The 24,349-nt window shown below is 59.8% G+C and carries 24 protein-coding genes; 5 read left to right on the top strand and 19 right to left on the bottom strand.

What is annotated here, in order from left to right:
• Window positions 1-42: 42 nt before the first annotated feature.
• The 6 genes from ACSOSP_RS30730 to ACSOSP_RS30755 form a co-directional block, all read right to left on the bottom strand.
• Window positions 43-1,278 carry an acyl-CoA dehydrogenase family protein gene (locus ACSOSP_RS30730; protein WP_455312298.1) on the bottom strand — a complete coding sequence of 412 codons (1,236 nt, stop codon included), beginning with the start codon at window positions 1,276-1,278 and terminating at the stop codon, window positions 43-45.
• 5 nt (window positions 1,279-1,283) lie between these two features.
• Window positions 1,284-2,414: an acyl-CoA dehydrogenase family protein gene (locus ACSOSP_RS30735; RefSeq protein ID WP_455312299.1), complete on the bottom strand. Its 1,131-nt coding sequence runs from the start codon at window positions 2,412-2,414 to the stop codon at window positions 1,284-1,286.
• Window positions 2,415-2,476: 62 nt separating this feature from the next.
• The gene (locus ACSOSP_RS30740; RefSeq protein WP_455312300.1) at window positions 2,477-3,757 is read right to left on the bottom strand and encodes a hypothetical protein; all 1,281 of its coding nucleotides are present in this window, start codon (window positions 3,755-3,757) and stop codon (window positions 2,477-2,479) included.
• A 112-nt stretch (window positions 3,758-3,869) separates the two neighbouring features.
• Window positions 3,870-4,718, bottom strand: a complete 849-nt coding sequence (locus tag ACSOSP_RS30745; protein ID WP_455312301.1) for an enoyl-CoA hydratase-related protein — start codon at window positions 4,716-4,718, stop codon at window positions 3,870-3,872.
• A gap of 79 nt (window positions 4,719-4,797) precedes the next feature.
• A complete protein-coding gene (locus tag ACSOSP_RS30750) occupies window positions 4,798-5,595 on the bottom strand; it encodes an enoyl-CoA hydratase/isomerase family protein (RefSeq protein WP_455312302.1) in 798 nt (265 codons plus the stop codon).
• 17 nt (window positions 5,596-5,612) lie between these two features.
• Complete coding sequence (locus ACSOSP_RS30755) at window positions 5,613-7,127, bottom strand: class I adenylate-forming enzyme family protein (RefSeq protein ID WP_455312303.1); 1,515 nt, start codon at window positions 7,125-7,127, stop codon at window positions 5,613-5,615.
• Between the two features lie 282 nt (window positions 7,128-7,409).
• Between ACSOSP_RS30755 and ACSOSP_RS30760 the strand changes: the two genes are divergently transcribed.
• The 5 genes from ACSOSP_RS30760 to ACSOSP_RS30780 are packed head-to-tail and all read left to right on the top strand — an operon-like array spanning window position 7,410 to window position 11,910.
• Window positions 7,410-8,561: an acyl-CoA dehydrogenase family protein gene (locus ACSOSP_RS30760; RefSeq protein ID WP_455313724.1), complete on the top strand. Its 1,152-nt coding sequence runs from the start codon at window positions 7,410-7,412 to the stop codon at window positions 8,559-8,561.
• A gap of 15 nt (window positions 8,562-8,576) precedes the next feature.
• On the top strand, window positions 8,577-9,599 hold the full coding sequence (locus ACSOSP_RS30765) for an acyl-CoA dehydrogenase family protein (protein WP_455312304.1): 1,023 nt from the start codon (window positions 8,577-8,579) through the stop codon (window positions 9,597-9,599).
• A gap of 16 nt (window positions 9,600-9,615) precedes the next feature.
• Window positions 9,616-10,401: a 2-(1,2-epoxy-1,2-dihydrophenyl)acetyl-CoA isomerase PaaG gene (gene paaG, locus ACSOSP_RS30770; protein WP_455312305.1), complete on the top strand. Its 786-nt coding sequence runs from the start codon at window positions 9,616-9,618 to the stop codon at window positions 10,399-10,401.
• Window positions 10,402-10,460: 59 nt separating this feature from the next.
• Window positions 10,461-11,456, top strand: coding sequence for an NAD(P)H-dependent flavin oxidoreductase (locus tag ACSOSP_RS30775; protein WP_455313725.1), 996 nt, complete (start codon window positions 10,461-10,463; stop codon window positions 11,454-11,456).
• On the top strand, window positions 11,449-11,910 hold the full coding sequence (locus ACSOSP_RS30780) for a Zn-ribbon domain-containing OB-fold protein (protein ID WP_455312306.1): 462 nt from the start codon (window positions 11,449-11,451) through the stop codon (window positions 11,908-11,910). Before ACSOSP_RS30775 ends, ACSOSP_RS30780 begins: the two co-directional genes overlap by 8 nt.
• 193 nt (window positions 11,911-12,103) lie before the next feature.
• On the opposite strand, the gene ACSOSP_RS30785 is transcribed toward ACSOSP_RS30780, so the two are convergent.
• From ACSOSP_RS30785 to ACSOSP_RS30845, 13 genes are all read right to left on the bottom strand, one after another.
• Entirely contained in the window at window positions 12,104-12,820 is a 717-nt protein-coding gene (locus ACSOSP_RS30785; protein WP_455312307.1) for an SDR family NAD(P)-dependent oxidoreductase, read from the bottom strand.
• Between the two features lie 49 nt (window positions 12,821-12,869).
• Window positions 12,870-13,661 (bottom strand): SDR family NAD(P)-dependent oxidoreductase, encoded by a 792-nt coding sequence (locus ACSOSP_RS30790; RefSeq protein ID WP_455312308.1) that lies wholly within the window; start codon window positions 13,659-13,661, stop codon window positions 12,870-12,872.
• 1 nt (window position 13,662) lies between these two features.
• Window positions 13,663-14,412 carry an SDR family oxidoreductase gene (locus ACSOSP_RS30795; protein WP_455312309.1) on the bottom strand — a complete coding sequence of 250 codons (750 nt, stop codon included), beginning with the start codon at window positions 14,410-14,412 and terminating at the stop codon, window positions 13,663-13,665.
• Between the two features lie 9 nt (window positions 14,413-14,421).
• Window positions 14,422-15,240, bottom strand: a complete 819-nt coding sequence (locus ACSOSP_RS30800) for an SDR family oxidoreductase (RefSeq protein WP_455312310.1) — start codon at window positions 15,238-15,240, stop codon at window positions 14,422-14,424.
• A 115-nt stretch (window positions 15,241-15,355) separates the two neighbouring features.
• A complete protein-coding gene (locus ACSOSP_RS30805) occupies window positions 15,356-16,252 on the bottom strand; it encodes an SDR family NAD(P)-dependent oxidoreductase (RefSeq protein ID WP_455313726.1) in 897 nt (298 codons plus the stop codon).
• 38 nt (window positions 16,253-16,290) lie between these two features.
• A complete protein-coding gene (locus ACSOSP_RS30810) occupies window positions 16,291-17,166 on the bottom strand; it encodes a MaoC/PaaZ C-terminal domain-containing protein (RefSeq protein WP_455312311.1) in 876 nt (291 codons plus the stop codon).
• On the bottom strand, window positions 17,163-18,014 hold the full coding sequence (locus ACSOSP_RS30815; RefSeq protein ID WP_455312312.1) for an enoyl-CoA hydratase-related protein: 852 nt from the start codon (window positions 18,012-18,014) through the stop codon (window positions 17,163-17,165). Before ACSOSP_RS30815 ends, ACSOSP_RS30810 begins: the two co-directional genes overlap by 4 nt.
• An 11-nt stretch (window positions 18,015-18,025) precedes the next feature.
• Window positions 18,026-19,165, bottom strand: coding sequence for a thiolase family protein (locus tag ACSOSP_RS30820; protein ID WP_455312313.1), 1,140 nt, complete (start codon window positions 19,163-19,165; stop codon window positions 18,026-18,028).
• A 10-nt stretch (window positions 19,166-19,175) separates the two neighbouring features.
• Window positions 19,176-19,598 carry a Zn-ribbon domain-containing OB-fold protein gene (locus ACSOSP_RS30825; RefSeq protein WP_455312314.1) on the bottom strand — a complete coding sequence of 141 codons (423 nt, stop codon included), beginning with the start codon at window positions 19,596-19,598 and terminating at the stop codon, window positions 19,176-19,178.
• Between the two features lie 21 nt (window positions 19,599-19,619).
• Complete coding sequence (locus tag ACSOSP_RS30830; protein WP_455312315.1) at window positions 19,620-20,477, bottom strand: MaoC/PaaZ C-terminal domain-containing protein; 858 nt, start codon at window positions 20,475-20,477, stop codon at window positions 19,620-19,622.
• A 9-nt stretch (window positions 20,478-20,486) separates the two neighbouring features.
• The gene (locus tag ACSOSP_RS30835) at window positions 20,487-21,350 is read right to left on the bottom strand and encodes an SDR family NAD(P)-dependent oxidoreductase (protein WP_062086085.1); all 864 of its coding nucleotides are present in this window, start codon (window positions 21,348-21,350) and stop codon (window positions 20,487-20,489) included.
• Between the two features lie 80 nt (window positions 21,351-21,430).
• The gene (locus ACSOSP_RS30840; RefSeq protein ID WP_455312316.1) at window positions 21,431-22,915 is read right to left on the bottom strand and encodes an aldehyde dehydrogenase family protein; all 1,485 of its coding nucleotides are present in this window, start codon (window positions 22,913-22,915) and stop codon (window positions 21,431-21,433) included.
• A 129-nt stretch (window positions 22,916-23,044) separates the two neighbouring features.
• Window positions 23,045-24,334, bottom strand: a complete 1,290-nt coding sequence (locus ACSOSP_RS30845) for an amidohydrolase family protein (protein ID WP_455312317.1) — start codon at window positions 24,332-24,334, stop codon at window positions 23,045-23,047.
• Between the last annotated feature and the right edge of the window lie 15 nt (window positions 24,335-24,349).

The following is a 24,349-nucleotide window of genomic DNA, read 5'->3' on the forward strand; positions in this document are numbered from 1 at the left end:
ATCAATTCATTTCAAAGGTGAAAATCATACAAAGCCGGCATCCTACCTGGAACCAGATGTGGGAATTTCGTCGAAGGGCACGTTTCTGTCGACGCGCAGATCTCCCGGTAAGCCGAGAACGCGTTCCGCAATAATGTTCCGGAGTATCTCGTCGGTCCCGCCGGCGATTCGCTTGCCCGGCGCGTAGAGACAGGCTTCCTGAAACAGGCCGCCGTGCAATGCCAGGGTAGGATCGGACACAATGGCGGCGGGCCCCATGACCTCCAATGCGAACGCTACGATCTCCTGCAACTTACGGGCGTTGACCGCCTTCGCTATTGACGCCTCAGGCCCAGGTTTCTGCCCGCGTGACAGCGCTGTCATCACTCTGTATCGGGTGTATTTGACGCCTTCGGTCTGAACATACCACTCAGCAAGCCTTTCCCTGACAGCCTGATTGTCGATCGGCAATTTCGCGCCGATCTTCGCCTGAGAACACAGGCGGAATATATCTGCGAAAGTCGGACCACCGGTCTCCGCTATTGCAAGCCGTTCATGTGAGAGCGTCGTCAGGGCCACACTCCATCCCTCACCAACCGCGCCCAGGCGCTGTGTGTCGGGAATGCGAACATCGTCGAAGAACACTTCGTTGAAGCTATGGTCACCAGAGATACGCTTGATCGGCCTGACTTCTATTCCGGGTGAACGCATGTCCATATAAAACGCGGTAAGGCCGGCATGCTTGGGTATCTTCGGGTCCGTGCGTGCAAGCAGTAGCCCGAAGTCCGCAATATTGGCGTGTGACGTCCAGATCTTCTGACCGCTCACAGTCCATTCTTCACCGTCTCGGGTGGCACGCGTGCGCAGCGCGGCGAGGTCGGAACCCGCAGACGGCTCGGAAAAAAGCTGGCACCAGATCTCTTCCCCCTTCAGCGCGGGCTTGACGTGCCGTTCCAGAGCAGGTTGCGCGGCGTAGCTTAGCAATGTCGGAATGCACATGCCCAGCGTTACCTCGAAAACGCCACGCGGAACATCGAAGTGGCTTTCTTCCTGATTGTAAATAACCTGTTCGATTGGCTTTCCCTCCCGGCCACCCCATTTCTTGGGCAGTTGAATCGATGCAAAGCCGTGCTCTGCCTTAACGGCCTGCCATTCTCTGGCGCGTCTGACCATCTCTGAGTCGGGTGCTCCCTGAGACAGGCGCGCATGAGTGTCGGATTTGCGCACGGCATGTTGCTCGAGAAACGCGCGCACCTCAGCACGAAACAGCGCTTCAGCAGGTTTATCGTCAAAATCCATCGTGGTCACCCGGTGATAAGGTCTGGCTGCTTGACAAGTTCACTCACGATCTCCTCTTTCCAGTAAGAGGAAGCTCCGGCGAGTGCCGAAAGCGCTTTGGATCGGCGCAGGTACAGATGGCAACCGGCTTCCCATGTCACGCCGAAACCGCCGTGTGTCTGGATGTTTTCTCTTGCGCAGAGGTCAAAGGCGCTCGACGCAGACACCTGCGCTATTGCCGCAGCAAGCGGCATTTTCGTACTATCGCCGGTCAACGCCCACGCAGCGAAATAGGCGTTGGCGCGCGCCAGTTCGACCGCGATATACATGTCTGCGAGCTTATGTTTGATAGCCTGGAACGATCCGATCGGACGACCAAACGCGTAGCGCAGCTTCGCGAATTCGACAGCAGCGTCCAGGCAGGCTTGTGCGCCACCCAGCATCTCGAACGCTAGCGGCACGGACGCACGTGCCAACAGGTTATGCAGATCCCGTCGCTCGATTGCGACCGATCCTAGCCGCTCTGCATGCGCATTATTGAAGCGGATGCGAGCGTAGTTGCGCGTTGGATCAAGCGTTGTAAGACACTCACGCTCAACCTCCGGGAGGTCCAGTTGAACGATATAGAGGCCCGTGGTGTCTTTGACCATGCCGTCACGCGCAGCAACGACAACGAAGTTCGCACAGGCGCCGTCGGGCACCGGCCACTTCACGCCACTCAAGCGCCCGGCCACCACCTCGCAAGCGCAAGGTCCCGTCGGGGTCGCATCGAATCCCTCTGCGAGACTGAAAGTACCGATCGCTTCACCCGTCGCAAGAAGGGGAAGCAGACGTTGTTTCTGTTCGGGCGAGCCGTAGGCCAGGATCGCACCAGTCGCGAAGTACGTCGACGAAGAAAACGGAATAGCGGCGTTTGCCCTCCCGAGTTCGTAGGCGAGCATACATATCACCTCGTCGGAAAGTCCGGAACCTCCGCAATCCTCTGGAATGGAAGCCGCAGGCCACCCGAGTTCGACAACGAGACGCCAAAGCGACTCGTCGTATAACGACTGTCCATCGAGTACGCGACGTGCGCCTCCTAAGCTGTCGTGACGTGCGAGGATGCGCTTCGCTTCATCACCGACTGCCAGCGCCTCTTCGGAAAAATCAAAATTCATGGTGTCCTCGGAACGTTTCCTTGCTCGGCTGTATCTCCAACCTGTTTAGCGGTCAGCCGACGTCAACTGCGATCTGCTGCGGCCTGCATCACCATAGCGCCCCGCTCCATCATGTCGTCCGGAGCAGGAGGCAGGACAACCGCGCCGGCCGCCCTTGTCGGCAGGATGACCGTGGCGGTCCCTGGTGCTGTCACCTCGCCTCGCTGGTTCGTTCCAGTGACTTCCAGGTCGACGACGTGGTGAACACCGAGAACGCGCTTATCCACCACTCGCCCGGAACAGATTGTCGTGTCGCCCATAAAATTGAATGCGCGGGACTGGCATGACAATTTCCATAGCCACGCGTCATCGCCCATCCAGTTCGTCACCAGGTGAATCAGCCAGCTGGTGCGCATTTGCCCATAATCGTAGGAGGTCGGTAGTCCAAGATCGGTCGCTCGATTGTGGTCCCAGTGGACACGTTGCACGACGTCCGGTACACCGTATGCGTCGGGCACGAAGAACGCGGGCATCCGCGTGCGCTGCTGCCAGTTGTAGCGCAAGGGCCCGATCCCGCTGCTCGACAGGCCCAACCCCATATGCATCGAGATAATATCGACCATAGTCAGCGGCCCCTTCGCTACCGGGACGAGTTCATCGCCTATTTCCACGTCGTCCCAGTACCGCTTCTCTGCCCCACGACGAAGTTCAGCCGCATAGATTTCGTCGATCCGCGCGATGTCCTCGGCGGTATATGCTTGCCGTTTAACGGCGGCGTAGCGGCCCGCTTTTCTACTACCCTCGCGTTCGGCGCTCAGATACGCTTCCTCGCGACGTCCGACCGGTAAGCCGGCACGGTTGACCCAAAGATCACGGTAGACCTCGGTAACCGATATACCTCCGCTAAAGGAAGATTTCTGATTGACTTTGACCTCGGACGTTACGCGCTCGACAAAAAGCCGCTCGTCGGGGTAAAGGGGCTGCCACCATGTCCAGGCAACCCCGGTGTAGTACTTTCCCACCCCTCGGAACAATCCTTTGAACAGATCCTTTTGCGCGGCGTCAGGCTTTGGCGTCAAGTTTGTGCCGGTCGAATGGAGAAACAGCGGAAAAGCGATCTGATCTCTCCAGCGCGTGCTCATGCCGTATGCGGAGTCATGCCAAAGCGGATTGTCGTCACCGCAGGCCCAGGCAAAATGACTGATGACATCTCGGGATGCAATCGCGTTATATGGCTTGTTGTACGCGAATTTGGGAATGCCGATCTGTGCCCTTGCCCGCTCGATGTCCGCCTGGGTGATCTTTCCGGCGCTCTCGCCCAAGGCTACCGCCGCAGAGTCATTTTCCTGCTCTTTCAGTTGCATTTTTTCCTCCGTTAGGACAGCCAAAAAAATTCCTTGATGCCATCCGGTGAGTCATATCCAGAAGCGAGCATTTCTTGCAGGTCCTGCGACTCGACTCGCACCGCGCTCTGTATCAGATCCCATTGAAGCGCGGCACACGTTTTTCGCGAAATGCCAGGACCGCCTCCTTAACGTCCTGGGTACGACCGCAGCGCGCCATGTGGAATGCCTCACTTTCGATGACTTCATCCAGCGATCCGGTTTCAGCGCGATATATGTTTTGCTTGATATAACGCAACGCAACCGCCGGACCATCAGCCAGTTTCCTGGCAACGAGGAGGGTCGTGTCGCGGAGCCCGGTGCCGACTTCCACTCGACTGACCATCCCTATGCGTAGCGCCTCTTCCGCGGAAATTTTTTCGCTCAGGAACATCAGCTCGCGGGCTTTCGCGGAACCGACCAGCTTGGTCAAAAAGTAGCTCATGCCGAGATCACCCGACATCGCGACGTGCACATACGACGTCGTCAGTACGGAGCCACGTGCTGCAAATCGCATGTCACAGGCAAGCGCCAGCGCGAGTCCGGCTCCGGCCGCTACACCATTGATCATCGCAATGGTCGGCTTTGGCATTGCGTGCAGCAACTTAGCCGTCTCTCCATGGTGCTGGAGGTTGTCGGCCCGCTCTTCGAGCGTCGGCTTTGACGTTTTCGCGGTGTCGCGCTGCTGCATGTCGCCGCCTGAACAGAAAGCACGTCCTGCTCCGGTCAGAACAACCGCGCCTACTGTTGCGTCTGTCGCCGCCTGCCGCAGCGTCGCAAGCAGCCGCTGGTGCAACTGTGGCGTCAGCGCATTCAGCCGGTCGGGACGGTTAAGCGTCACAATAAGGACTCGCCCTTCGCGGGTGGTCGTGAGCACGTCTGGTTCGTCCGTGCCAAGAGCGTCATCGGTGCAATTTTTCAGGCTTACGTCGAATACTGTCACGGTCGGATCCCTCAACGATTCTGCATGTGGACCAGCACACTGCCAGCGCAAACCAGCACCGCACAGCGGGTCGATTCGTTTACCTCAGCGTCCAGTGGCCGCTTTTAGTACTCGCTGGCCGCAGGTCGGTTGCGATAGGCTTACCAATCTGAATGTACTTGAGCGCATTGTTCACCGCCTGTGCCCGCGGCAGACTTTGCGCTTCCCAGAGAGCCCGGACTGATCCCTGGACCGCCACTGGATGCCGTTGTGCGATCATGACCGCAAGCTCCCTGGCCCGTGCCCACAGTTGGTCGGAGGTGGTCACTTCGGTTACCAGGCTGATCCGCAACGCAGTGCTTGCGCCGATGCGTTCCGAATCGGCAAGCAGCACCATTCGCATGATCTCTTGATAGGGGATGCGGCCCATGGCTCCGATCGGCTCCACCGCCGAAATTTTGCCGAACTTCAAATGAGGATCGAAGAACGTCGCGTCATCCGAACAGATGACGATGTCGGCTTCGTTGAGCCAGTAGAACGCCCCGCCCGCTGCAATACCGTGCACCGCGACGATCAACGGCTTCCATACCTTGTTGCTTTTCGGTCCGAGCCATTCGCCGGGATCATCCTGGTCAAACGGCGCAATGTCTTCCTCGGGTGCGCGCCAACCCTCCCTTACATCGACGCCCGAGCAAAATGCGCGTCCGGGCGCCGCGCGCAGCACTACGACACGCACCTTGGGATCGGTGCGAACCACCCGCCACAAATCGCGGAACTCGGTGACCATCGCCCTGTTGAAGCAGTTGAGCTTGTCGGGCCGGTTTAGCGTAACGGTGGCAACGCCGTCCGCCACGTCAACCTGAATGGTCGTGTAGTCTGTGAAAGCTTGTGTTTCCATAGTGTTTTCCGAAGGGCCTAGAGGCCGAGCAACGCTTTCAGTTCGGGACGGCTCACTTTCATCGACGCCGTACGCGGCAACGCTTCGACGATGCGAAACTCCGTCGGAATCATGTAGGCCGTGAGCGAAAGGCGGGTAAATGCATCGAGTTCTTGCGTAGTGGGCACGACGGCACCCGGCGCCATTTCTATCGCCGCGACTGGAACCTGCCCCAGGCGTTTGTCTGCCTTGCCTATCACTGCCGCATCGCGCACGCCAGGATAGCGACGCAACACCTCGGCGACTTCTTCCGGCAGGATCTTGAAACCACCGCGGTTGATTGCGTCGTCGGCACGTCCGTGCAGAAAGAGAAAGCCCTGTTCGTCAATTGAAGCAAGGTCGTTGGTACGGATCCAGTCCGGACCAAAGCGATCGCATTTGACGCACAGCACGCCGACTTCACCAGGCGCCAACGCAGCGACCGAGTCTTGAGCCGTTACCTTCAACGAAACGTCGCCGCGCGCCCGTCCGACGCTGCGACGTTTGGTCGACGCATATTGGCGATGATCGTCCAGGGTCCAGCCCGCGACACCTCCGATAAACTCCGCGGCACCATAGTCGACCAGCACGGGCACGCCGTAGCGTTCTTCAAAATCGACTTGAACCTGCGGGTCGAGGGGCGCGGTTCCAGCGCGGACGGCCTTGAGACTCTTCAGCAGATCAGGCTCGATGCCAGCTTCCAGAATCATCTGGATCATCGCGGGGACCAAGCTCGCGGATTTGATTTGATGGCGCTCGATCGCATGCGCCCAGTCATCTGGCGAAAACTTCTCCAGCAGTACCATCGGACGCGCCTGATAGAGCGCGAGCAGCAGTCCGAACAAACCGCCCGCATGGCTGAACGGCTTCAGTAAAATGGCCGCCGAGCGTTTCACGCTCAATTCACGCGTGGCCTCTCCGAGGCGGCCATGTTCGGCCGATTGCAACGACGGAATCAGCACCTCTTCGCGCACTGGAATTCGCTTGGGCGCGCCAGTGGTGCCGCTCGTAAGTCGTTCGAGAACGTACCCCGGCGTTGGTTGGCGATGCGGACCAGTGCCGACAACGGAAAGTGCGGGATGTACGCTGACAGAAATCTGTGCTGACCCGCTGACCACGACACCGAAGGTGCCAGCCTCGGCGGCAGCTTCTACTACCCCGGCTTGCGCCCAGTCCTCCTCGTCTGCGAGTACGGCACATAGCCGTTGGGCGCCGAGTTCGACCGCAAAAGCCGCGGATGTCTGGGGCGGGCGCAACGGTACGACCATGCGCCCGTTCATCAGCAAGCTGGCGAATGACGCCACCGCGGCGACCCGATTGCGCGCGACCCAACCGATTGGAGCGTCTTGCTCGACTCCGGCTTGTTGCAGCAATCGTTCAATCTCCCCCGCCGCACGGTCAAGGTCCGCCCAGGTCGTACGCGTGCGATCGACTTCTACGGCGACCCCATCGGGTTTCAGGAGCAGCACTGCGCGGATGCGCTCGCCCAGATGCGTGGTGTTCGTCGACGGCATTTCATCTCCATATAACAAGCTGGCTTGACGACAGGTGGTGCGATGCCACCGTTGCCCAAGGCTACACGCCTCAGATCCAATGATAACTCACTAATCGTCATTTTTCAAAGCGATCATGGACCTAGGGAAAATTTGGTATGTCACAACTAAATCCCTATATACGTGGCACAAAATCGAAAATCCTCATCTTGACTGGCCTCTAATAGCTGATACTATATCATTTATCAAAGACGCCAACGGCCAACCGAAGGCGACAAAGAACAACGGAGGAGCGAAATGGATATGCAATTTTCGCGAGAGGACAAGGTCTTCCGCGAGCAAGCGCGAGCCTGGCTCAATGACAATGCCCCAAGAGAACGCCGACCGCATTCCGGCGAAGCCATGCGCGAGTTCGATCTGGCTTGGCAGCAGAAGCAATATGGGGGTGGCTGGGCCGGGGTGTCCTGGCCTGAGGAATACGGCGGCCTGGGGCTTTCCCTGACGCGGCAACTAATCTGGCACGAGGAATACGCACGGGCCGACGCCCCCGATAACCACCTGTGCTTTGTCGCGCTGAATCATGCCGGTCCCACCATCATCGCCCGCGGTTCAGAAGCGCAAAAACGGGAGCATCTGCAAAAGATCCTCCGGGGTGACGTCATTTGGTGTCAGGGATTTTCGGAACCCAATGCCGGATCCGATCTGGGCAGCCTGAAGACCCGCGCTCATATTGAAGGCGACGAGTTGATCGTCAACGGTTCGAAGATCTGGACGAGTCATGGCCACCTTTCGGACTGGCAGGAATTGCTGGTTCGTACCGACCCGACCGCGCCAAAGCATAAAGGCATCAGTTGGGTGATCTGCGATATGAAAGCACCCGGCATTACTCTGCGTCCGATCGAGATCATGACGTCGCCCAACCAGGTTCATTTTGTCCAATGCTTTTATGACGATGTGCGCATCCCGTTGAGCAATGTAGTCGGCGCAGTCAACGACGGCTGGAATGTCGCCATGTCGACCTTAGGCTTTGAGCGCGGCACCGCGCAGATCCGAGACCAGATTCGATATGCGTTCCTGGTCGAGAAGATGATCGCAAAAGCTCAGCAACGCATGGGCACGGACTGTCCGCTCACACGCGACGAGATCGGTGCGCGTCTTGCGCAATTGCGGGCTGACATGGCCGCGGCGAGAGCCATGACCTACATGGTGGTCTCGCGCGCGCAAGCCGGCATCAGCGGCTCGGAGAGTTCCCTGATGCGCGCGATGGTAGGCGAGACACAGCAGCGTGCCCGGCGGCTCGCGATCGACATCATCGGCCCTGACGCACTCGAGAATCCCGAAGATGACGACTGGGTCTACTACTACCTTCGCTCGTTTTCGATCACCATCGCCGCTGGTACCGCGCAGATCCAGCGCAATATCATCGGCGAGCGTGTTCTCGGCCTCCCCCGTTAGCACTTGAGGCAGTCCATGAATTTATTGCTTTCCGAAGATCAGGTTCAGATCGTCGACACGCTCAAACACTTCCTGTCCGAACAGGCGCCGGTGTCGCGCTTCCGTCCGCCCGCTTCCCAGATCGGCAACCAGGACCATTTGATCTGGCCTCATTTGGCGGAACTCGGATTTCTCGGCATTGCCCTGCCTGAGCAATCCGGCGGTATCGGGTTAAGTGGCGCCGAAGAAATGGCCGCCTACCGGGAGTTCGGCCGACATTTGCTTTCCCCGGCGATCATGGGCCAAATGCTCGGCGCACGCGTTGCTGCCGCAACGGGCAACGCGACGCTGCTGAAGGATCTGCTATCCGGCAGCACTCGCGTCGGACTGGCTAATCCGCGCGGCGCGACGGCCTTGGGGTCGCTTTGTACAGGCGAATTCCATCTGATCGAGAGCCCAGATGCACCGTGGGTATTCTGTTGCGACGAAAGTGGCGCAGCGCTGTTCGAGCGCAGCGATTTCGCTGCTATCGAATCGGTCCGCAGCATGGACCATTCCCTCTCACTAGAACGCGCCCGTCTCGACGGCATCCGTCCAACTGCCTGGGTAAGTGCGGAGCAGGATCCCATCTATATACGCGCGCTCGTGCTCATTGGCGGCTTCGCGGTCGGCCTCGCCGAAGCCACGCGTGATATGGCAGTGGAGTACGCGAAGGTCCGCGAACAATTCGGCAAGCCAATCGGCTCGTTTCAAGCCATCAAACATATTTGTGCCGACATGGCGATCCGCGCCGAAGCAGCCTTATGCCAGGCTACGGTCGCCTCGCTTGCGCTGTCCGACCGGGATGCGGGAGCCAATTTTCAGGGCACCGCGTGCAAGCTCGTGACAATCGATGCGGCGCTAAAAAACGCCGCGCAAAATATTCAGGTGCACGGTGCAGTGGGATTCACTTCCGAAGCCGACGCGCATCTCTATCTGAAACGCGCGCATGTGATGGACCAGTTGTGGGGCGACACGCGGACGCAACGCGAACGCATGCTACTCGCTTCGTTTGGCTAACGACGACGGATGTTCGATGACCTACAAAACCATTTTGTTCGAGAGCTGCCGAGGCATCGCGCGACTGACACTCAACCGGCCAGATCGTCTGAACGCGTTCACCGCCCAGATGCATGAAGAGGTCGCGGATGCGCTGTCTGAAGTCGAAGCGGACCCCGCAGCGCGCGTGCTACTTCTTACCGCTTCGGGTCGGGGGTTTTGCGCCGGCCAGGATTTGACTGAGCGCGACGTTCACGCAGGTCCACTAAATCTCGGCAAGACCACCCGAACCTATTACAACCCGTTGATCCGCCGTCTCACGGCCCTGCCGCTACCGGTGGTCTGCGCAGTCAACGGTGTGGCTGCCGGTGCCGGCGTCAATCTTGCCCTTGCGTGCGACCTGGTCATTGCATGCTCGAGCGCGCGGTTCGTGCAGGCGTTTTCCGGTATCGGACTCGTACCCGACGCAGGCGGTACCTGGGCGTTGCCGCATCTGATCGGTCAGGCGCGCGCGCTTGGATTCACGCTGACCGGCGGCACGCTGTCGGCGAGCACAGCGGCGCAGTGGGGTCTGATCTGGAAAGCCGTCGACGATGAGCATTTCGAAGCTGAACGCGAGGCGCTTCTTGAACAACTCGCGCGCGGGCCGACGCGCGGTCTCGGAGCCGCAAAGCTCGCTATCCGTAGTGCCGCGCGTGCCACGCTCGACGAACAGCTTGATCTCGAGTCAGAACTGCAGCGCCAATGCGGCCTTACCAACGACTACAAAGAAGGAGTGTCCGCGTTCAAGGAACGCCGGCGCCCGGACTTTACCGGCAGCTAACCATGCACCATTCGTCGCATCAGCGCTTCGCGGACAACCGCATACCCGACAAGAGCCTCATGTTCAATAATCGCGTCACCCGAATGCTCGGCATCCGCTACCCGATCATCCAGGGCGGTATGCAATGGGTAGGGCGAGCTGAGCTTGCATCTGCGGTCTGCAACGCAGGGGGGCTTGGCGTGCTGACTGCATTGACACAACCCACTCCGGCACTATTGGCACGCGAAATAGAGCGTTGCCGCTCAATGACAGACCATCCGTTCGGCGTCAATCTTACGATTCTCCCTACAGCTTCGCCGCCACCCTATGCGGAATACGTTGCCGCGATGATCGACAGCGGCGTCAAGATAGTCGAAACCGCGGGCAATAGTCCTAAGCAATTCATCGAACGTTTCAAACAACACGGCGTTTTGATCGTGCACAAATGCACCACCGTGCGTCACGCCGTTTCTGCCGAACGCGATGGTGTCGACATCGTCTCGATCGACGGCTTTGAATGCGCGGGACACCCGGGCGAAGATGACATCCCTGGCCTTGTCCTTCTCCGACTGGCGGCTAAAGCACTTCGAATTCCCCTCATCGCATCAGGTGGCTTCGCCGACGGGTACGGCATGGCAGCCGCGCTGGTACTCGGCGCAGAGGGCATCAATATGGGCACGCGTTTCGTCTGCACTCGTGAAGCACCAGTCCACGATGACGTCAAGCGCGCGCTTGTTAGCGCGACCGAACGAGATACAAACCTCATTTTCCGGACCCTCGGCAATACCGCGCGCGTGCTCAAAAACAGTGTTTCCGACGAGGTGGTAGCGCTCGAACGACGACCCGGCGGATGCGATTTCGAGGACCTCCGGCATCTTGTCATGGGCGCCCGCGGCCGCGATGCGTGGGCGTCAGGCGACGCCAACGGTGGCGTCCTCACCGCGGGCATGGTTATGGGCCTTATTGACGATATTCCCAGCTGCGCGGAACTTATCGAGCGCGTCACGCTTGAATGCAAGGCCCGCTTGGATATCGCACGGTCCTCAATCGACACGGATGGAATCGGCAATGACTGACGCTGCCAAAGACCATCCGCCAGTCCCGATCGAGTCGGTGCCGCGAAGGCATTTGCCGCGGCTGACTGACGAAAACACTTTTTTTTGGCAAGCAGGCCGAACCGGCCGGCTGCACTTCACGCGTTGCGATGCCTGCGAATTCTATGTACACCCGCCACTGCCCATCTGTCCGCGCTGTAAGTCGCGCCAGGTAGCTCCGCGCGCGGTCAGCGGCAAAGCAACGGTGGTCTCCTATACTATCAACCATCAGGTTTGGGAGCGTGGGCTCGAGGCGCCCTACCTCATTGCGATCGTCGAGATCGCCGAACAACGCTGCTTGCGGCTCACGACCAACCTTGTGAACTGCGCACCCGAGGAAGCCAGAATCGGCATGGCAGTCCGGGTCCTGTTCGACCACCGCGAGGATGTGTGGCTCCCCCTTTTTGAGCCTGATGTCGACCCGGCATCAACTTGAGGCCGTGACGATAAAATTGAGCCGGCACATGCTTTCGAGCGTTAATGCGCACGAGTGTGAAGTCGCGTGGTTCTTCTGATACCGGATGGCGTCGCCTTTGAACGCAATCCGGCCGAGTGAGCGGCGAACGTCACCCGACACATGCCACCGGAGTTTCAGACAGGACAGAGGCGAACCCGGCGTGACTCGATTACTAAGCAGTCTGCACCTCTCGCGGCCGCCCCTTCAACGGAAAGAGCCCGCCGCTCATGATCAACGCAACCTCGTCCGTTAGCAGCACCATGACGCCGGCAATCGCCGACGGGGGCGTCCAGCCGGAAGTGTCCGCCGCAGGCATGTCCAGGCGATTGGCAGGCGTATCGATGATCTCGGGCATGACGCAAAACACGCCAATGCCCTTGTCTCTGAGTTCGTCCGCCATGCTTTCCGTCAGGCGCATCACCGCGCCCTTCGCAGCGGCATACGCGCTCATGTGAGCCTGGGCGCGCACGTGAGCGGCGGCGCCCACGTTGATGATCGTCCCTCTTCCCGCCCGGATCATCCCCGGCACCACGGCACGGACCGCATTGATCAATGTCGTCGCATTCAGATCGAGCATTCTGCGCCAGACATCTGCTGGCATTTCGTGAACCGGCTCGCCGTAATAAAACCCGCCGGCGACATTGCAAAGAACATTAACCGCACCGAATTTTTCGTTGACAGTCGCAATCGCCCGCTCGACGGACGAGCCATCCATCAGATCAAGCGGGATCAGAAGCCGGTCATCGGATTTGACGGGGTAGGCTGCCTGAAGGGCGGCGCCATCAATGTCGACCACCACGCGCCGGCAACCCGCCCGGGCGAAAGCATCCTCTGCCGCGCGGCCAAGGTTACCCGCACCGCCCGTAATCATGACGACCTTATCACTCATGGTGTTCGCCTCTTTCCATGCATGCGCGGACTACTTCCACCGCGCCAAATTAAAAGTCTGTGCCCCCATCGATATTGACAGTCACGCCCGTTACATAGGAAGCCCGGGCTGACAGCAAATAGGCGATGAGATCAGCGAATTCCTCATGCCGTCCGGCCCGCTCCAGCGCAACCGACATACCCGACTCACGGCGCACCTGCTCATAGCGTGCGCGTGCCTCCGGCACTCCATATTTCTCGGCAAGCGCCCTGTTCGTCCCGGCGTCCCGGTCGATTACACCCGGTGCAATGCAATTGGCACGTAAGCCTTGTGCGCCATAAGTCTTGGCTATATTTTTTGCTACGCTGGCAATCGCGCTCTTCATAGCAGTATAGGCAACGAGTCCAGGTTTTTGCGACCGGATCGAGAACGCAGACGTCAGCACGATGGCAGCATCAGACGCTTCAAGCAGCGCCGGAATCGCTGCGCGACACGCCCCGACCGCCAGCATCAGGCTTTGCCGGAAATAGAACTCCCAGTCGCGATCGTCCAGTTCGTGCAGCGCCGCGCGCACCCCCATCGGGCCGGCGACCACCACCAGGCGATGCAGGGCGCCGAATTGCGCCACAGTTCGCTCCACAGCATCATCCAGAACGCCTTGGGCTCCGGCGTCTCCGCCCAGCGCGATAACCTCTGCTCCGCTTTCCCTTAATTCCCGCGCCATCAGATCAAGCTCGTGCTGGCGGCGTGCCACAAGGGCCAGCTTCGCGCCCTCACGGCACAGAAGCCGCGCGGTGGCTGCGCCGATCCCGCTGCTGGCGCCAACGACCAGCACGACTCGCCCGTGCAACTCAAGGTCCATCTCAGATCCTGAGAACCGTGCCGCCGTCGACACACCAGGTTTGCCCTGTCACCCAGGCTGCATCTCCTGACAGCAAGAAGAGACACGTGTTGACGATGTCCTGGGTAGTGCCGATGCGGCGTAAAGGCAGGTTAGACAGCAACGCCTGCAGGCGTTCGGGCGGGACGCTGGTCCGCGTCGCAGTCGTGTCCGTCGGACCCGGTGCAATACCGTTGACGCGAATATTCATCGGACCCAGTTCGCGAGCCAGCCCGATCGTGATTGCGTTCAGACCTGTCTTCGCAATCTTGTAGTAGTTACCCGCTTCATAGGCCGCTGTCGAAGACTGGTTGAGGATCGCGCCGCCACCGCGCGCGACCATGAATTTATAGACAGCGCGCGTAACGATCAACGCGCCATTCATGTTGACTTCCATGAAGTGCTGGTAATACGCGTAATCGACTTCCAGCAGGCTCTCGCGGCGCATCCCGGCAAAGATGGCCGCATTGTTGATCAGCAAATCGATTCCTCCGAACGTTTGCGCCACACTCGCCGCCAGGCTCGCTGCAGATTCTGGCGACGAGACATCGGTCTGCACAAAAAGCGAGCGCCCGCCAGCGTCGGCGATTTCCTGCGCGACACGTCGCCCGTTTTCCTCGTTTATTTCCGCGACGGCAACAGCAGCTCCTTCGTTGGCCAATGCACGAGCATAGGCTTCACCGATACCCTGCCCGGCGCCTGTCACAATCACGACCTTGTCCTGAAAGCGCATCTGTACTCCTCAAGTTTTAATTCCTGTCTGATCAGACGGATGGGGTCCATTCGTGTCTGCCGCTTCCCCCGAAGAGCGCAATTCCAGCAGGTCGACATTCGCCTCCCGCGGCAAACCCAGTAGATCCATCACGGCCCTGGCAGTAATCTGCGGCGAGATCGGCTCGCCAGAAGCCGCGTGGTACCCCTCTGCCTTCACGATCTGACGATAGCGCGCACGACGGTCTTCAGGCCAATCGCGATTAAAGCCGCTTTCGCTCATCCGGCCCGAACGCAGCACGGTGATCCGGATACCTTGCCCGCGCAATTCCGTCCGCAGCCCGGCTGACAGTGTTTCCATTGCACTCTTGGTCGCCGCATAGACCGTCAAAAACGGATACGGCATATTCACGGACTCAGACGTGACGTTGACGATGTGTCCGCCCCCTCTCAACCGCATGAGCGGAATTGCCGAACGCATGCAGTAGATCGGGCCAAGCAGGTTCGCACCGATCTCCTCCTGGAGCAGATGGTCATCCGCCTCCTCCACGGTCTGAAGGTGGCCGAGCGCCGCGTTATTGATGAGGAAATCGACGCCACCAAAACGCTGGCCGATCGCGCCAAAGGTCTGGCGAACGGCTGCCGGATCTGAGATGTCGGTCGGAAAGACCGCTGCCATCGATCCGATTTCGGAAGCGGTGGCCAGCAACGCGTCGGCATTTCGCCCAAGCAATGCCACCCTGCAGCCTTCGCGGACAAAGGCCTCTGCGATCCGCTTTCCCAGACCCCGCGATGCGCCTGTCACCACGGCAAGCTTTTCCTGAAAACGTTTCTGCTGATCCAGGTTCATTGCGGGGCCTCGTCTAATCCAATCGCGCCGCGCGACCATGTCAACGCGCGTTTATCAATCTGGTTCACCCGTGTCTCCGGATTGTGTAATGGTTTGGAGCACCGCGCAGACCGATTCAGATCGGATCCCAAGGCGTGATGGCCATTGACGGTACGTTCTCGTAAAAACTCGGAGCTAGCGCCGGTATCGCATGTTCGGCGATGCTTTCAGGTGTCCACCCTTCGCTTCTGTGCAAGGTGCGTATGATGCGCGGCTGACTGAACAAGTAGATCTCGTTGGCCCGTACACCGAATATCTGGCCCGAAACATCGACAGCCTGATCGCTGGCGAGGAACACCGCGAGAGGCGCAATCTTCGCGCTGTCCATTTTCTTCAGTTTTTCGATACGCGCAATGTTCTCAGGCGTGTCGGCCGGAATGTTCGCGGTCATTGCGGTCCATGCCCACGGGGAGATGCAGTTCGAACGCACCTTGAACTTCGCCATGTCCAGTGCGATCGATTTCGATAAACCGACAATACCCATCTTCGCCGCCGCGTAGTTGGACTGCCCGACATTGCCGATCAAGCCGCTGGTCGACGTCATGTGGACATAGCTTCCGGAATTCTGGCTCTTGAAATGCGGTGCGGCGGCACGCGCGACATGAAACGAACCATTCAGATGCACGTCCAGCACTGCTTGCCATTCCTCATCACTCATATTGAAGAAAAAGCGATCGCGCGTAATACCTGCGTTGTTCACTACGCAGTCAAGCCGGCCAAAGTGGTCGAGCGCCGCCTGCACGATACGCTGCGCCGAGTCGCTCCTGGCGACGCTTTCCACCGCCGCAATGGCCTGCCCTCCCGCCGTCTGGATTTCCGCCACGACGTGCTCAGCCGCGAACCCATCGCCGCCAACGCCCCGACCGGTGTCGTTGACGATGACTTTCGCGCCGTTCGCAGCGAACGCCCTCGCCAGATCCCGTCCGATGCCACTGCCCGCACCGGTCACGACCACCACTTTCCCCTCGACCATGTTGCCCACCGTTCGTCTCCTGTTCCTTACTGTGATTCCTACTGTGAAGCAATCTCAACGACACCGTTGTCCAACACTATTGCGTTGCGAGCGTTCACGCGCGCGCGCAGCCTCATCGTGCCCGCGTCAACGCGCCAAAGTTCAAAGTGAACGTCCTCTCCGGGATAAACCGGTGCGGTAAAGCGCACTGCCAGAGCGCGTAGCCGTGCAGCGTCATATCTCAGCACCGCCCGCAACACCGCGTGGCATGCCATGCCATAGGTACAGAGCCCATGCAGGATCGGCTGTCTGAATCCCGCCGCGGAGGCGGCCTCCGGATCAGCATGCAACGGGTTCAGGTCCCCTGTCAGCCGGTATAAAAGCGCCGCCTGCGGTAGCGTCGAGAGCTTGATCGTCAGATGTGCCGGTTCTTCAGGCATCCCTGGTAAAGGCTCAGGAAACGGATCGGAAATGCCACTGACTGCGCTAAACCCGCCGTCGCCTCGCAGGAAGCTCACATTCCTGCTCTGTGCCACGAGTTCGCCCGTTTCAGCATCGACCAGATCCCTCAACACCACGCCGATTGCGCCTCGGCCTTCGCCCTTGTCACTCAGCGAATGCACCCGGTTTTTTGCGATCAGGGTGCCGTTCACCGACAAAGGCCGGATCAGCCGCAGACCCTGCTCCCCATGAACGAGTTTCACCGCGTCGGCTCCCGTGCGTGGATCGCGCCACCACGCGCCCGGGGCCCCCATGATCGTGGCCATCGTCGGCACTGCCTGGAGGTTTTTCTCATAGGCGTAACGCAGCTGGTACGGATCCGTTGGCTCGGCGCCTAGCCCGATCGCTAGCGCATACAGCATGGAATCGCGCGCGGTGTACACGCAGCGCACGTCATCAAACACCCAATTTTTGACCACCTGATAGTCGATCATTGAGGGTTTTCCTTCAACTGTGGAGCATGGTCGTGAGTAAGATCGCGGCCCGCCACCGCTTCGGATAGTTCACGCTGCCAGCGCGGTGACCGCTTCTCGGCAAACGCACGCGGACCCTCGATCGCGTCCCCGGACGCGTACATTGCCACCACAGCCGGGTAGTCTTTCTGGCGACCCAGCGCTTCGTTCAAGCCTGGCTCATCGAGTCCATGCATGATTACCTGCTTTGTCGCGCGCACGGCTAGCGGGCCCGCCTGCAAGATTTCTGCTGCCCAACGACGTGCGATGTCCAGCGAGGTTCCTTCTGGTGCCACTTCGTTGACAAACCCCAACCGACGCCCCTCCGCCACGTCGACACGGCGACCGGTCAATGCAATTCCCATGGCCGTCTTCAGGCCGACCTCGCGCGGCAACCGATGCAAACCGCCAGCAAGTGCGGCCAGACCGACCCTGACCTCTGGTAGCGCGAATTGTGCGCGTTCGTCCGCCACGATCAGGTCGCACGCGAGCGCCAACTCAAAACCGCCGCCGAGCGCAATCCCGTTGACCGCGGCCAGCACCGGCTTCTCGAGATCGAAGCGCGAAGTCAGGCCGCCAAACCCCGACTCCGGCATCGCCTGGCGTCCCGCAGCAGCGCGGAATTTCAGGTCATTGCCTGCACAGAAAGCTCGCTCGCCAGCACCGGTCACGATGGCAACCCATTGGTTCGGATCGGCCTGGAAAGCGTCGAAGGCAGCGGCAAGTTCGTGGTGCGCTGGCGGATGCAGTGCATTGAGCACCTCGGGCCGGTTTATCGTGATCAGCGTGAGCCGATCCTCTTGCGCGACGGCGATGAACTCGTATCGCATGAGAGCGCGGCTCAGACTTTTTCGAGGATATGAACTGCGCACGCGCTACCGAGGCCGACAACATGCGTGAGGCCGATCCGGGCGCCCTGCACCTGACGCTGTCCCGCCTCGCCACGCAAGTGAGTGACGACTTCGTAGATGTTGGCAATACCGGTCGCGCCCAGCGGGTGTCCCTTCGAGAGGAGTCCACCTGAGGCGTTGACCGGTATACGGCCGCCGATGGCCGTCTCGCCGCTATCGATCAGACGCCCGCCCTCACCCTCCGCGCAAAGTCCCAGATTCTCGTAGTGGAGAATCTCCGCAGTCGCGAAACAATCATGCAGCTCGACCAGATCCAGTTCATCCGGACCCATACCTGCCATCTCATAGGCTGCTTTCGCCGCGAGGCGTGTCACTGTATTGATGTCCTGCATCACTAAATTACGCTCGGACCAGGCGTCGCTCGCAAGCGCGGACGCGCGCACTTTTACCGCCCGTTTTTCGAGTCCGAGCTCGCGCGCCTTTTTGGCTGACATCAATACCGCCGCGGCTGCCCCGTCGACGTTTACCGAGCACATCAACTTGGTGTTCGGGTATGCGATCATTTCTGCATTCATCACCTCCTCAAGCGGCGTCTCCTTTTGATACATCGCTTTCGGATTGAACGTTGAATGATGATGATTCTTGACCGAAACCCGCGCAAATTGCTCCGGCGTGGTTCCATATTTGCGAGAGTGCTCCATGCCCACCATCGCAAACACTGCGGGCATCGTCTCCGAGCCGATCAGCCCCTCTGCCGGCAGCGGCTCGTTGCCGACCTTTTTCTTGACGATCATGCCCGGCTGCATTTTCTCGACACCGATACACAGCACGATGTCATAGAGGCCAGCCTTGATGGCAGTCCAACCCTCCCGGAACGCTGTTGCCCCGGTGGCGCACGCATTGGTGCAATTGACAACAGGAATGCCCGTTTGACCGATGAGTTGCAATGTGCGCTGACCGGTCATCGTTTCGCCGATATTCCCGCTATAAAGCGCCTGCACATCCCCGATTGCCACACCGCAATCGTCCAGCGCGTGCAACGCGGCATCCGCCGCGAGCTGCACGACTGTGCGGTCCGGATAGCGGCCAAACCGGATCATATCGATGCCCACTACATAAACGTCAGACATGTCGCTTCCCTCAAGCCGGAACAAAAAAATGCGCCAGATAGCCGAGACCTTCCGCGTTGGCAAGTTCAGCTCCGCGGAACACCATCCTGACCGGCATTCCGAACGCCAGCGCGCCCGGATCAGGCTCGATGTCGAGCAGATTGCCCTTCACTACAGTGCCGTCGTCCAGATCGACGATAGCCGAGATGAAAGGCACTTTGATCCCTGGATAGCTGCGGTACACGATCGTGTAGTTGTAGAGGTGCCCGTGCTCGCCCAATGAGTACGTCTCGATAAATCCGCGCGCTCCACAACGCGCGCAGTTCTCACGCTTGCCGAGAAACCGGGTACCGCACGCTCGACATTTACTGCCTTCAAGGTAAGCCGAACCATCGTCGCGCACACGCGTGTAGGACGTGGCCGGACTCAGTGCTGCGGGTTTGCTGTCTTCCATATCGCTCTCTCTTTCAATAGACTATGCGAGCTTGGCGCGACCGTTGCTGATCACCGTCGCCCTGCGCGCCAGCACGGCGGCTTCGAAGGACACCGTATCGTTGTCCAGCCATAAATTCATCGTGATCAACTCGCCGGGGAATACAGGCGCCGAGAACCGAACCGAGTATTGGAGAATGCGTGCCGGATCGTAAGCACAAAATGCTTTGAGCACCGCCCGGCACGTCATACCGTACGTGCACAATCCGTGCAAAATCGGCGCTTGGAAGCCAGATCCACGTGCAACGTCCGGGTCCGCATGCAGCGGGTTGCGGTCCCCGCAGAGCCGATAAAGTAACGCCTGGTCGCGACGCGTTGGCAATTCGATCGTCGCATCGGGCTTGCGTACAGGTACGGCGCCAGCCGGCCGCGTGTCCCGCGGCCCACCGAAGCCGCCATCCGCCCGGGCGAATGCGGTACGCGTGATGGTCGCAATTCGTTCTTTTGACTCTGGGTCCGTCAAGACGGTCTCTCGCTCGATCACCGCCCCCTTGCCAACGCCCTTGTCGTAGACCGCCACTACCCGGCTATCCGCCACGACCGAACCGCTGACCGGGATGGGTCGATGCAGCGTTAACGCCTCGCTCCCATGTAATGTCCTGGCGCGATCGAGCCCGATGCGCTCTGGCGAGATGCCCGCCCCCCAGGCTGCAACCGCAGCGAAAGTAGGCATCGCGTGCAAGCCCTTTTCGTAGACGAATGGCAATTCGCTGCGATCGAGCGGATCAGAACCCATGCCGACAGCGAGCGCATAGAGCAGCGTATCGCGGTCAGTCCAGGTAAAGCGCCGGCCTTCTTCCTTGAGCTCGAGTACTGCTGGGTACTGGATTGGCATCGACATGTCCCTTCTTCAGCTTTTCTGGACAGGGCCATAGGCATTGACGAAATTCAGATCTCGCTCGGGCAGCATCACCTTGCCCGCTGCGATCGCTTGAGCCAGTCCCTGCGCATCGAAGTGTTCAGGCGGCACGAGACCGGGCCCCGTTTCCATCCGGATCTCGCTGACATAGCCGCCGCCCGCCAGCAGCGTTTTGCCGGTTTGCTTCCCGGACAGGCCACTGACCATGTACAGCAGTACCGGTGCGACGCGCTCGGCGGTGAACACCTTCTTGTACTCGTCGGACACCAGGCCGTCGGTGAGCTGGCTCGCCGCCGCCGGGGCTATTGTCCAAACGCGGATGCCGTATTTGAGCCCTTCCTGTGCGAGCGAATTCGAAAATCCCCAGATACCGGCCTTGGCGGACCCATAGTTCGTCTGCCCGAACTTCCCACGCAAACCGGAGGTCGATGTCGTGTTGACGATCACACCACCACGCCCGCTTTCCTTTAGGTGTCCAAAGACTGGCCGCGTCACGCAGTAGGTTCCCTTCAGATGAACGCGAATCACTGCATCCCAATCTGCCTCTTCCATCTTCAGCAGCGACTTGTCGCGCAGGATACCGGCGTTATTCACCAGGATATCGACCTTGCCAAATGCTGCGAGCGCATGCTCAAGGATGCTTTCCCCTCCCTCCACGCTCCCCACATCAGCCACGCTCACGGCCGCTTTGCCGCCTTTCGCGCGAATGTCCGCTACCACTTCTTCGGCAGGCGCCTGCGCATAATCATTCACGACAACAGCCGCACCCTCTTGAGCAAGCAACTGCGCATACGCGCGGCCAAGGCCAGCACCCGCACCGGTCACTACCGCGACCTTACCGTCCAACAAACCCATTTCGTTACCTCATCTTTTTCACAAGACGGAACTGTGGTGCGCTCCAGACCCGCGCCACACTCCGTTCGTCATCCGGCCAATCAACCTGCCTGAATCTCGATTAGCTGCGTCTGGGTAAATTCGTTCAAGCCGTCTTCGCCAAGCTCGCGGCCGTATCCGGAACGCTTGACGCCGCCGAATGGGCCGTCTGAAAGCTGGGTGCCGGCACCACCGTTGAGCGTGACGCCGCCGGTGCGAATCGCGCGCGCCATTTCGAACGCGCGGCCCACATCGGCACTGACGATGCCTCCGCGCAACCCGAAGCGTGAATCGTTCGCGATGGCGACTGCTTCGTCATCGGTGTCGAAACCGATGACGACGCCGACCGGCCCGAATATCTCGTCCTGCGCAATCGCCGAACGGCTGTCGACGTCATCGAAAAAGGTCGGCTCGTAATAGAACCCTTTCGTAAGATGCGGGGGACGTCGACCGCCTGCCATCAGCCTCGCACCGCTTTCCAGCCCGAGCGCGACATAGCGTTCGACACGCTCTCTCGCGGCAGCGCGGATCAGAGGCCCCATTTCGGTGTCTGCGGAGCGCGGATCGCCGACTTTCACCGATCGCGCCATCGTGGCCAACTGATCGACGAAGTCACGGCGGATCGAGTTGTGCACGAGAACCCGCGTGTTCATTGCGCACCCTTGCCCGGCATGACTGGTGAATCCGCGCAGCGCCTGGGACAGCGCCATTTTCAGACTGGCGTCGCTACGCACGATCAGGGCCGACTTGCCCCCCAGCTCCATAACGAGCCGCTTCAAGGTCGGGGCGCTTTGCGCAGCGATTGCCGCCCCTACCTGATCAGAGCCTGTGAAAGTCACCATGTCGACGCGGGCGTCGGAAGTCAGCCGCTCGCCGACTTCCAGTCCGCCAGTGATGACGTTCAGCACACCCTTAGGCAAACCGGCCTGCGCCGCCGCGCCAGCCAGCACGAGTCCCTCGAACGGTGTGTAAGGCGAAGGCTTCAACACCACGGTATTACCCGTGACCAGCGCAGGCATGACTTTGACCAGGTTCAGAAAATACGGGTAGTTGTAAGGCGTGATCGCTGCAACGACGCCAACCGGCGCCCTCACGACGAACGCGGTGCCAAGCACAGTGACGCTCCCCGCGCCGAGCGTCAGTTCCGGAGCGAGCGTCCTCACGTCTTCACGCACGCCCAGTTCCAGAAAGCGCCGAAAATGCTTCATTGGAATGTCGAACTGGCGAGCTTTCGCATTCGATTGCACCGAGCCCGCCTCGAGCACGATCAACTCGCAGATCTCATCGGACCGAGCTTCAAGCACGTCATACATCTTCTGCAGACACGCGATGCGCTCCCGGGCGCTCATCCGTGGCCACGGCCCGGCGTCGAACGCTTCACGTGCCGCGGCAATGGCGGCGTCCGCGTCGCGCACGCCACCAACGGCAACCTCGCCGATCGCTTCTTCGGTGGCTGGATTTATAACCACCTCGCCGCGTTTCTCTGCTGGCGGGACGAACGCACCGTCGATGTATATCGCCCCTGGCTGCTGCAATGGCAAATTCAAGACCGCCCCCTTCTCTCTTACCGAAAGATTCATCCGCTCCGGCGACACCGCGCCGTTGCCCGAAAGTCACTGCGGCCAAGGTGCAACACACAGCAACTGCGCCTGACTGCCAGCGAACCGATAGGACGGTTAGACATGCGAAAGAATTTTCTTGATGTCAGCTGACGTCACTGGTTTGTCCGAGCCCGCGGAAGGATTAAGCCCTCCGCGCGATAACGGCTGGGTATCGACCCCCGCCGCGAGCGCACGCAACGCACCGACCGTGCAATTCTCGCGCCCTAAAATTGAAAACGGATCAAAGCTGAATTCCCGCATCGCGTTCAGGTGCGTAATCTTGTTGATGTCGGTGGACGGGAGCGCGCGGATGCTCTGCCAAAGGTGCTCTGGGGAGTTCGGCCACGTTGCGTCCGAGTGCGGATAATCTGCTTCCCAGGTAATCATGTCGATACCCACGTCCTGCCGGTTGCGCAGGCCAAACTCGTCGTCAATGAAGCAGGTGATGATGTGCCGGCGGAAGACATCGCTGGGTTTATCTTTGCCGAAGTTGGAGCGAGTCCAGGCGCTGTGCTGCTGGTAGGTAAAGTCAGCACGCTCCAGCAAATAGGGAATCCAGCCAATCCCCCCCTCGGACAATGCCATGCGCAGTCCGGGATAACGACGCCAGAAACTGGCGAACAACCAGTCCGCGGCAGCATTGGCGATAGAGATCGGCATCGACGTAATCCAGGCATCGATAGGCGACTCCTCCGACGGATAAGGCGCATTTCCGCCGGACCCGATATGGCAGCAAATCACCACCGCGTTTTCCTCGCACACCGCCCATAGCGGTTCCCAGCATTCGTTGTGCAGGCTCGGCAGTCCGATCATGGAAGGGTTGTCGGGGAAGGTAATCGCATGGCAACCCAATTTGACCAATCGCTTTACCTCCTCCACTGCCAGCTTCACATCCCACAGCGGCAGCATACCGAGAGGAATAAAGCGTCCGGGGTGCTTACCGCACCAGTCATGAAAATGCCAGTCGTTATAAGCCTGGATGGTCGCCAGCGCCAGATCCTTGTCCTGCATCTTCTGAAAACGCGCACCGGCAAAACCGGGAAACGATCCAAAACAGATGGAGCCAACTACACCGTTCGCGTTCATATCTTCGACACGAGCATCGACGTCGAAGCAGCCCTTTCGCACCTGGTCAAACGAAACCGGCTCAAAGCCATACTCCTCCTTAGGCCGCCCGGCAACTGCGTTCAGCCCGAGACCCGGAGCGCGCTGACCCTCCACTACCCAATGATGAGCGCCGTTCGTCCCGCGCACCACCTTTGGCGCGAGATCCTTGAACGCCGGGCGGATGTGACGCACGAACATGTCCTCGGGTTCAATCAGGTGGTCGTCAACGCTAACCAAAACAAGATCTTGCAGCTCCATTTGCGTCTCCTAGTC

The organism is Caballeronia sp. KNU42 (genome assembly GCF_053760385.1).

Coding starts and splice junctions, on each gene's coding strand:
- ACSOSP_RS30810 (WP_455312311.1), bottom strand. CDS start 17,166: ATGATCGACTATCAGGTGGTCAAAAATTGGGTGTTTGATGACGTGCGC.
- ACSOSP_RS30790 (WP_455312308.1), bottom strand. CDS start 13,661: ATGGACCTTGAGTTGCACGGGCGAGTCGTGCTGGTCGTTGGCGCCAGC.
- ACSOSP_RS30800 (WP_455312310.1), bottom strand. CDS start 15,240: ATGAACCTGGATCAGCAGAAACGTTTTCAGGAAAAGCTTGCCGTGGTG.
- ACSOSP_RS30765 (WP_455312304.1), top strand. CDS start 8,577: ATGAATTTATTGCTTTCCGAAGATCAGGTTCAGATCGTCGACACGCTC.
- ACSOSP_RS30820 (WP_455312313.1), bottom strand. CDS start 19,165: ATGTCTGACGTTTATGTAGTGGGCATCGATATGATCCGGTTTGGCCGC.
- ACSOSP_RS30805 (WP_455313726.1), bottom strand. CDS start 16,252: ATGGTCGAGGGGAAAGTGGTGGTCGTGACCGGTGCGGGCAGTGGCATC.
- ACSOSP_RS30780 (WP_455312306.1), top strand. CDS start 11,449: ATGACTGACGCTGCCAAAGACCATCCGCCAGTCCCGATCGAGTCGGTG.
- ACSOSP_RS30830 (WP_455312315.1), bottom strand. CDS start 20,477: ATGTCGATGCCAATCCAGTACCCAGCAGTACTCGAGCTCAAGGAAGAA.
- ACSOSP_RS30735 (WP_455312299.1), bottom strand. CDS start 2,414: ATGAATTTTGATTTTTCCGAAGAGGCGCTGGCAGTCGGTGATGAAGCG.
- ACSOSP_RS30825 (WP_455312314.1), bottom strand. CDS start 19,598: ATGGAAGACAGCAAACCCGCAGCACTGAGTCCGGCCACGTCCTACACG.
- paaG (WP_455312305.1), top strand. CDS start 9,616: ATGACCTACAAAACCATTTTGTTCGAGAGCTGCCGAGGCATCGCGCGA.
- ACSOSP_RS30785 (WP_455312307.1), bottom strand. CDS start 12,820: ATGAGTGATAAGGTCGTCATGATTACGGGCGGTGCGGGTAACCTTGGC.
- ACSOSP_RS30730 (WP_455312298.1), bottom strand. CDS start 1,278: ATGGATTTTGACGATAAACCTGCTGAAGCGCTGTTTCGTGCTGAGGTG.
- ACSOSP_RS30835 (WP_062086085.1), bottom strand. CDS start 21,350: ATGGGTTTGTTGGACGGTAAGGTCGCGGTAGTGACCGGTGCGGGTGCT.
- ACSOSP_RS30755 (WP_455312303.1), bottom strand. CDS start 7,127: ATGCCGTCGACGAACACCACGCATCTGGGCGAGCGCATCCGCGCAGTG.
- ACSOSP_RS30750 (WP_455312302.1), bottom strand. CDS start 5,595: ATGGAAACACAAGCTTTCACAGACTACACGACCATTCAGGTTGACGTG.
- ACSOSP_RS30795 (WP_455312309.1), bottom strand. CDS start 14,412: ATGCGCTTTCAGGACAAGGTCGTGATTGTGACAGGCGCCGGGCAGGGT.
- ACSOSP_RS30815 (WP_455312312.1), bottom strand. CDS start 18,014: ATGCGATACGAGTTCATCGCCGTCGCGCAAGAGGATCGGCTCACGCTG.
- ACSOSP_RS30740 (WP_455312300.1), bottom strand. CDS start 3,757: ATGCAACTGAAAGAGCAGGAAAATGACTCTGCGGCGGTAGCCTTGGGC.
- ACSOSP_RS30775 (WP_455313725.1), top strand. CDS start 10,461: ATGTTCAATAATCGCGTCACCCGAATGCTCGGCATCCGCTACCCGATC.
- ACSOSP_RS30760 (WP_455313724.1), top strand. CDS start 7,410: ATGCAATTTTCGCGAGAGGACAAGGTCTTCCGCGAGCAAGCGCGAGCC.
- ACSOSP_RS30845 (WP_455312317.1), bottom strand. CDS start 24,334: ATGGAGCTGCAAGATCTTGTTTTGGTTAGCGTTGACGACCACCTGATT.